Raw genomic sequence first — 5,836 nt, forward strand, 5'->3', positions numbered from 1 at the left:
TTATTTTATAACTTTCAAATTGAACCCAAATTTCCTATTACAAGATTCTCGACTTTTGAATATGGTGAATACCATATTCAAAAGCATCGAGATTAAATAAACAGAAAAACTACTAGGACAAGGCACATAAACATAAAGCCATAGGCAAGAAACCTATACTGTTTTGCGTTCTTTTCGCTTTCATGCAGTTCATAGATGGTCTGTCTTAGTTCCGTGTCATTTTGACTTAAATCGCTCTCTATTCGCTTTATATGCTGTTTCATTGCATTACATGTTTGAATCAATTCCCGTTTTTTGTCGGTTAATTCTGCAATTTCATTCTGATTTAGATGAATGATCGGAGCTTCAACTTTAGATAATTGGACAGTTAGTGCCTGTTTTTCGCTGTTTAACTGACTAATTTGTGCTTTGAACAGCTGGATTTTCTGCTGATCTTGAGCAAGAGAATGGCTTTCTCGTTTAGATTCCTCCAGTTCTGCCTGAATTAAATCAAAATCATGTTTCAGCTTTTCATTTTCTTTTTGTAGGTTTTGAATCTGTTCACTTTCTTCTTCATGTAAATCTACAAGCTTTTCACAGCGACTTTCTAGGCTCAGAATAGTACTAAAAAAGTCATCATTTTTTTCTGCCAAATCCGCAACTTTCCAATGCACATTGTTGTAGCCGTTATAACGGCTTAAATCTTTTAATCGGGCTTCACCATCTAAAAATTTATTTTCTAGAATCCGATTACGTTTTTTTAGGCATTCATTTTCAATTTCAAAATGTAAATTACCCTCTAAGGTACGTTCTAGTCGTCGTTTCAGATTTTGTATTTCATGATTCTTTTCTGCTAGGCGGTCATTTTTGCGTTCAATTCTGTTGTGCAGGTTGTCATTCACTTTTTTATACGTGGATTCATCTTCCGCAAATTCTTTTAAATAGCGACTTAACAATGATTCTGACAAATCAAAGGGCATATTTTGCTGTTCTGTCAGGTGCTGAATAATCGTTTGATGGGTAGAACCTTGCTTTTTTAAGCGCAGAATTTCCTCTAAATAATTTCTAAGCCATTTTTTCTTATTAAAAATAGAACGTTTTTTGTCCACTTAAACACCTTAATTTAAAACGCCCTAAAATCGGTGAAAAACCGATTTTAAAAACAGATACACCATACGCACCTTACAGGATGCCGATAAAAACAGGCTGAAAATATTCAAAATATAATGGTAATAAGTATATGATTTTAAAAAGATATATGGAGTTAATTTTGTTTATAAATGTACCAAAAATTGCATAATCCAATGTAAGTTATTGATTTTATTATTAATGATAGTTTTGAAGTACTTTAAGTATCGAAAAATTCAAAGAATAGCGATGTAGAAATGAAAAAAGCCACTTGTAAAACAAGTGGCTTTTCCCATATATTCAGCGGTACGCAGTTATTTGATGGTAAGAACATCGAATAACGAAGATCATAAGGTTTGGCGACCGTTATGATTTCACGCAAAGGCTTGTACCTGAACTCCATTTTCACAATAAAAAGCGTTTAGTTCAAGCCCTAAAATGAAAAGTCTTCGTTAATACAGTGTTTTTAATCATCAAATAAGTTCCCAAGATCGAGCTTTGCCCGCTTCTGCGTGTCCGTTTTACGGTCGGCATGCAGTACGTGTGGTAGGAATAAGTGTCACTGGCGTACTGTAGCTATAGTCGAAAGGCTAAACCGCTTACAGGGGAACTTCACATAGGCGGAGCGTGAGGAGTAGTTGCATTGGACTGTTAAGTTGCATGTTGGGGAAACCCTCGCAGAGATACAGCCGTGTAGCGGCAGGGAGCGCGTGGAGAGAGGTGCAAAGCCTTTAGTCCTTGTCTGCATAGTATGCAAAACTATGTGCGGATACGACCGATGCGTGGCTCCGTCAGCCCAATCAGGTTATTCGGCAATACTTAAGGGATGATGATTTTTTTCAAAATCACGCCCTTAGGGTGAGTATTGCCGAAACTCACTCAACGTTCACCATCAGCCCAAAGCAAAGCGACGGCTGTGGTGATCTTGAGTGAGTGAGCACATTTTTAGAATATATGTTAGGGGGATTTATGAAAATAAAAAATACGTTATTTGGTAGTGAAGTAAAGAGATCTGATGTTTCTAAATACAATGCTTGTGTAGGAAATAATGGTTGGGTTGGAATGCATAGCTATATTGATGGGTTTCAATCATCTACTGTAATTTTATTAGAGTCTTTAATTAAAGATGTTGATAAAGAAGACTTTGATGGGTTTACGTGGTGTCTAGATACTTGTGTTTATCCAATATTGTTTTCTGCTAGACACTTTTTAGAACTATTTTTGAAACAACAAATCTTACGTATTAGTTATTTAAAAAATAAAAATGACTACGAAATTAAGCTTAAATTATTGAAAACACATGATACTCATAAATTATGGAAATCATTTTTAGCTGAAGTAAAAGAAGTTTCTGATAGTCGTTTAAATGAATATTTGAATAAAATTCATATATTTACATTAGAGTTTCATAATATTGATTCAACTGGTGAAACTTTTAGATATCCATATAATCAGACAAATTCTTTACATTTAACTAAGCATAGCGTCATCGGCTTAAAAAGATTTTATGAACAGTTTCTTAAGTTTTCAAAATTAGCTTCAGAATTTTCATATCTGACAGATTATTTGCTTCTAGAATATAGAGTTGGGACATATACGAAATATCTATCTAGAAATGATATTGAGCAAATAGCTTTGTCACTACCAAAAAAAGATAATTGGAAAAGTCAAAATTTAAAGAAACATCAGTTAGATGCTAAAAATAAATATGGTATAGGTTCTAGAGAATTTAAAGAAGTTTTAGAAATTATTAAGAAAAACATCGAGTTTAATAATATTGTATCTAATGAATATACCTTAAATATTAATGAGCAAAAACTTATAAAATTTTGCTTAAATTGTTTAATGGAGCCAAAGCAAGATTTAAATTTATCTCTATCAGATTTAGCTGTTATTAGAGCAATACAGGAAATTAGTGTACCAATTATTGACGGAAAATACTTTTCTGAAGATATTCATTACTTAACGGAACACTATTATAAAGGATATGAGAATTCTAATGAGTATGCTTTAGAAGAGGAAGTAGACTATATTTATGAAAATCTTAATAGAACAATTAATGGGCTTAAAAAGTTAAGGCAAACAAATACACTAAATAAAATTCATATAGCATTTAAAAATTTATTTGTATGTTTGTTAAAGAATCACAAAGATGATCCTTTAGATATTGAAAGCCGTCCTCGTAGTGCTAGAAATCAATTCGAAGATATGTTTAAAGATATTATATTTAATTAATTCTAAAATTAAAATAATAAACAATATAAATCATATGTTTATATTGTTTATTATGGGCTTAATAATTTTCTATTTTGTCTTTTTTAAGCGAACATATAAGTTCTTATGATCACTTGTACCAGTTAGTCTTTCTTCTACATCAAAAACTTTTTGATATGATTTAACTAGATCTCCAAGTTTTTTAAAACCATATGTACGAGGGTCAAAATCAACTTGTAGAAGTTTCCACTGTGAGCCTAAAGAAGCTACAGAAATCCATTCAGTATCATGCGCATCAAAAACTTGTTTGATTTTATCTAATGGCAAATTAGAGCTAGTTTGAGACTTAATTTGACTAGCATCTTTATTACTTGAACTAGCTATTTCTTTTTTGGTAGTTGATGGTTCTTCTTTTGCTTGAACTATTGGAGGCTGAGCAGGTGCTTCGTAACCAGTTAAGTTTTCAACATAAGTGAAGTGTGAACAAGCATTACGAAATGCTTCAGGAGTTTGTTTTTTCCCGAATCCATATACCGTTGCCCCTTGTTCTTTTATGCGAATAGCTAAAGCAGTGAAATCGCTATCACTAGATACGATAGCAAATCCATCTATGCGATCTGTATAGAGCAAGTCCATTGCATCGATAATCATAAAACCGTCAGTAGCATTTTTCCCTGTTGTATAAGCAAATTGTTGCATTGGCTTAATAGCTAAGTTATTAATTGCCTGTTTCCAACTACCATTTTGATTAACGAAATTTCCATATATACGTTTTATTGTTGCTTCACCGTACTTGGTTAGCTCATTGAGAATATTTTCGATATCTTTGGCTGATGCATTATCGGCATCTATCAGTACGGCTAATTTTGATGTTTTTTCTTCTGTTAAGTTGAAGATTGTTTTTGATACAGCCAAAGCATTTACCCCAAAATATTAAAATATATGAGGATTATATCTTTTATTCTTTAATGAGATTTTCCCTTTCTAAGGTTTAGCTCATATTAATTAATATGAGCTAAAATTAACATAATGCAGATTATACGAAATGCTTTTTTTATTCCTTTAAAAATCAATTTCTTATATACTATTGAAAAGCCCATTCACCCTCGAATGGGCTTTTTTAATGATTTTTCACGTTCCACGCTTATTCTTTGATCAATGTTCCACGCTTTTGATTAGATAGATTGAAAAATCAATGCAAGCATTATGCTTGCATTAATGTTAATATGTATCTCATTTGAGATACAGAGTTAAAAGGAGTAAGATATGACTTCTCAAACCTCAATGCTTCACGTCCGAATTGATGATGAAACCAAAGTTCAGGCACAGCAAGCTTTAAAATCAATGGGAATGTCTGTTTCTGATGCTGTGCGGATCTTTTTAACCCGTGTTGTAGCAGAACAAGCAATACCCTTTGATGTTCGTGTACCGAATGCACAGACTGTTGTTGCTATGAATGAAGCAGATGAGATTATTCAAGCTAAAAAAGCCCGTTTTGATACTGTAGAAGACTTATTCAATGACCTCGAAAAAAACAGCTAATTCTAAACGTGCCGTTTTACCTCGATCATCGGATTACACGAAAGATTTTCTAGCTGATTGGCAACGGCTTTCTCGTAGTGCTCGTTACGATATGGGCCGCTTGAAGCAAGTCATGATGCTGTTGATTACAAATGATGAGCCTTTAGGTGCAGAGTGGAAAGATCATGCACTTAATGGAAAATGGGATACTTATCGAGAGCTACATGTGGGTGGTGATTTTTTGCTGATCTATCGTGTGGAAACTCTTTCTAAGTTTGATATGGTTGTTTTTGTCCGAGCAGGAACACACAGCGAACTGTTTTAATCATCAAATTATCAGGAATAGCTTATGTCCTTACTGACCATTGTTGAAGCATCCAAACAATTTAATGTAGGTCGGACTGCAATCTATAAAGCCATCAAAAAAGGTGAGCTGACGGCTCAAATTAACCATGATGGAATTAAGGTTGTCGATGCTCAGGACATGATTAGAATCTTTCGACCGTCCTCGAAAAAAGCTGTTTCTGATCCTGTTTCCGAAAACAGTACCCAATCTGTTTCTAGGAACAGCGAAAACAACGATGATTTAATCCGAGAACTACGCGAACAAGTCAAAGAATTAAGACAGGATAAAGACTTCCTAAAGCAAGAGATATCAAGCATTAGAAAGGATTTTGATGACTATAAATTGATGATTACTTATAAGGGTGAGCTTGTTCCTGTAGAAACAGCTGAAACTGTTTCAGAAACAGAAAAAAACAGCATCGAGAAACAGAAAAAACAGCCTGAAAAACAGGTTGAAACAGTAATTGATGAGCCAAAGTCAGAAGAAAAAAAAGGATTCTTTAAAAGATTATTTGGTGCTTAGGCGTATCCTTATTTTATAACTTTCAAATTGAACCCAAATTTCCTATTACAAGATTCTCGACTTTTGAATATGGTGAATACCATATTCAAAAGCATCGAGATTAAATAAACAGAAAAACTACTAGGA

The 5,836-nt window shown here is 33.4% G+C and carries 6 protein-coding genes; 4 read left to right on the plus strand and 2 right to left on the minus strand.

The genetic code is table 11. From position 1 onward, the window contains the following. Window positions 1-92: 92 nt before the first annotated feature. The gene (locus tag HLH18_RS10895; RefSeq protein ID WP_171546852.1) at window positions 93-1,088 is read right to left on the minus strand and encodes a coiled-coil domain-containing protein; all 996 of its coding nucleotides are present in this window, start codon (window positions 1,086-1,088) and stop codon (window positions 93-95) included. A 988-nt stretch (window positions 1,089-2,076) separates the two neighbouring features. Here HLH18_RS10895 and HLH18_RS10900 point away from each other — a divergent pair. Further along, window positions 2,077-3,342, plus strand: coding sequence for a hypothetical protein (locus HLH18_RS10900; protein WP_171546853.1), 1,266 nt, complete (start codon window positions 2,077-2,079; stop codon window positions 3,340-3,342). Window positions 3,343-3,411: 69 nt separating this feature from the next. On the opposite strand, the gene HLH18_RS10905 is transcribed toward HLH18_RS10900, so the two are convergent. Then, window positions 3,412-4,236 (minus strand): NYN domain-containing protein, encoded by an 825-nt coding sequence (locus HLH18_RS10905; RefSeq protein ID WP_171546854.1) that lies wholly within the window; start codon window positions 4,234-4,236, stop codon window positions 3,412-3,414. 351 nt (window positions 4,237-4,587) lie between these two features. On the opposite strand from HLH18_RS10905, the gene HLH18_RS10910 reads away from it, so the two are divergent. From HLH18_RS10910 to HLH18_RS10920, 3 genes are read left to right on the plus strand one after another with little or no spacing between them, the layout of a single operon-like run. Further along, window positions 4,588-4,863, plus strand: a complete 276-nt coding sequence (locus tag HLH18_RS10910; protein WP_171546855.1) for a type II toxin-antitoxin system RelB/DinJ family antitoxin — start codon at window positions 4,588-4,590, stop codon at window positions 4,861-4,863. Further along, the gene (locus tag HLH18_RS10915) at window positions 4,841-5,167 is read left to right on the plus strand and encodes a type II toxin-antitoxin system YafQ family toxin (RefSeq protein WP_171546856.1); all 327 of its coding nucleotides are present in this window, start codon (window positions 4,841-4,843) and stop codon (window positions 5,165-5,167) included. The genes HLH18_RS10910 and HLH18_RS10915 overlap by 23 nt, the downstream gene beginning before the upstream one ends. Before the next feature lie 24 nt (window positions 5,168-5,191). After that, window positions 5,192-5,710, plus strand: coding sequence for a plasmid replication DNA-binding protein (locus HLH18_RS10920; protein WP_171538745.1), 519 nt, complete (start codon window positions 5,192-5,194; stop codon window positions 5,708-5,710). Window positions 5,711-5,836 lie beyond the last annotated feature (126 nt).

The sequence above is a fragment of the Acinetobacter sp. ANC 5414 genome (assembly GCF_013004295.1).
Classification (GTDB): Bacteria; Pseudomonadota; Gammaproteobacteria; order Pseudomonadales; family Moraxellaceae; genus Acinetobacter.